Source organism: bacterium, from assembly GCA_024228115.1.
In the GTDB taxonomy this organism is placed as follows: domain Bacteria; phylum Myxococcota_A; class UBA9160; order UBA9160; family UBA6930.
Genome location: JAAETT010000146.1, coordinates 1 through 2,361 on the forward strand (window position 1 = coordinate 1; position 2,361 = coordinate 2,361).

At 60.7% G+C, this 2,361-nt stretch carries 1 protein-coding gene; it reads left to right on the top strand.

Features of this window, described 5'->3' with window-relative positions:
• Positions 1–566 precede the first annotated feature (566 nt).
• Positions 567–2,201 carry a hypothetical protein gene (locus GY937_07090; protein MCP5056479.1) on the top strand — a complete coding sequence of 545 codons (1,635 nt, stop codon included), beginning with the start codon at positions 567–569 and terminating at the stop codon, positions 2,199–2,201.
• Positions 2,202–2,361: the final 160 nt, after the last annotated feature.

Genomic DNA, 2,361 nt, shown 5'->3' on the forward strand with positions numbered 1-2,361 from the left:
CAAGGGTGGCGCGACATCGAGAAGCTCGTCCGAGCTCTCACCGTGTCCGAAACCAGCGAAGAGGCGACTGCAAAGCGCGTCGCCTAGGATTCAAACCGGAGCCGCCGCTCAGAGAAGATCAACAGCGGACGGGACATCCCCCTGCCGTCGACCCGTTCCTCCCAGCTGAGGTTGTTCGGGAGACATGGGATCTCTTCGCAGACAAATCCGGGGAGATCTTCCAGAGGATCAGGCTACGGGTGCTTGCCGCGCACGGGCTACGTCTGCAAGCAGAACTGGATGAGACCGTTGGCGACGAGGCCCTCGCCGAGACATCATTCGGGGCTAGAGAGGTTGCTCTATTGCTTCGAGAGCAATTCTCTAACGCTTCACCTGCGGCAAGAATCCTCTTCGCCCACACGATTAGACGGGGACCCAGCGCCGGCCGTCTTTGTCAGTCGCTTCGAAACTGGCCCAGCTCCGAGCCGGGAATCCTCGCGATCCATGACATCCGGGATCGAGTTCAATCATGGCAGAAGCCAAGGGTTCGGTGGTTTCATGATCGAATTCCGCCTGAGCTTGCTGACTTGGCGCGGGAGCTTGGCGTTGAGGACCAGATCCCTACGCGCGAGCAACAGGACCTGGACGAAGTCGGATTCAGCACGTCAGATGGGTACTGGGTTGGAGATGAGAGCCCCTATAGCGCTTCCGACCTCGCATCGATGCCCGGCCCAGTACTGCTAGATCTTCTCTCTAACTGGTCTCATGACGACGACAGTGCAGCAGGTACTCGGGGGCTGGAAGAAGCACTCCGGCAGGCGGTTGCTGAGGGTGGTGCAGATGCACTCCACCTCTGCCGAGAGCTGATCGACGCGCCATTCAAGCATGGGTTTGTTGTCGCTTGCTTGAGGGGCCTAAGGGCAAGGTGCGAGGCCTCCGACGACGCTGACTGGCAGGAACCGACAGAAGTTGCAGTCGCTTGTGTCATGCAAAGCGCTTCATCCGAAAGGAGCGTCGAAGCTGCGTCATCGATCTCGGATCGCGTTCGGGTGGTTCGCGAGGGCACCGAACTCCTAGCGCTGCTTGTACAGCGAGACGGGCCTAGCGATTTCGCGGAGGACGTTCATCGTGCAGCAGAGGCTGCTCTCCGGCTCTCCTTCGCCCTTGAGACGCGACCCGCGCTCTCGCTCGAGAATCGCGTCGAATCACTAGTTACGTCTTCCCTGAATTCCCTCGTCGGGGACGTTGTGCGGCTAGTAGTCCAGATCGGACTGTGGGAGTACCGACAGAACCGCCCTGCGGCGGCTGACGATGCCGAAGATTGGTTGCACAGCCGCCTAGAGTCTCTCCTTGAACATGCCGGCCTGTCCAGGGAGATCGTGCTTTCGGTGATAGGCAGGCATGTACCTCAGTTGCTCCTGATTGCGCCCACCTGGACACGAGAGCGACTTCCTACCCTTTTTCGGAAAGGGGCCGTGCGGCTAGCCGACACCCCCTGCTGGTCCACGTTCGCCGTCACCAGCTCCTACTCCTCTGAGAGCTTCCGCGAGTTCCGGCACTTGTACCTGGAGTCTGTTAGTCAATTCGAGGAGCCCGACGAGAGGTCCGCTTGGGCGCCCCTGGCTGGGCTTCGGCGTCACGTTCTCATCGCCGTCGTCCGCGGAGACTGCGCCGTGGGCGACGTGGACGGGATCGTCGAGGCATTCTTCCCGGTCACTCCCGATGTCGGGAACCGAATCTACTGGGGACTCTACTCTGCTTGGAAGGACGCTGGCGACACGTTGGATTCCCACCTCCCGGCAAGACTCGTTTCTTTTTGGGAATGGCGGCTCGATGTTCTTGAGGCTGAGGATCATGATTCACGCGAAGCAGACGACCTGTTGTGGTTTTTCCTCCTGCCTCAGCTGGTTCCTCGGGAAGCCCTCCCGCTCGGAACGCGGACCCTTCGGCTTGCAGGGATGCGACCGACAACAGGTCGTCTCCTCTGGGACCGTCTCTCTGCGGTAACGTCGGCCGAGCCGACTCTCGCTGTCGACCTGGTTGAAGCCCTCGTGGAGGTGGAGTTGGCCGCGGACCATCTATACCTGCCTCGGGCTCACGTCGAAGCCTGCCTTCGCACCCTTCTTGACTCTGATGAGAGTCGAATCGCCGATCGTGCGCGTCGACTTGTCCACCAGATCGCCTCGGTGAACACCCAAAAGCGGCCATACGTGATCACCTGAAAACCGGCCATAGAACGGGGAGTCGTCCAGGACGTTGAGGCGGGCGAGGCGGATAGCCTCGCCGGCCATGGCAAATGTCTTGGACGCAGAGAAACAGCAGCAGATACTGGCACTTGGCCGGCTCGGGTGGACGCTCCGTCGGATCGAACAGGAGACGGGG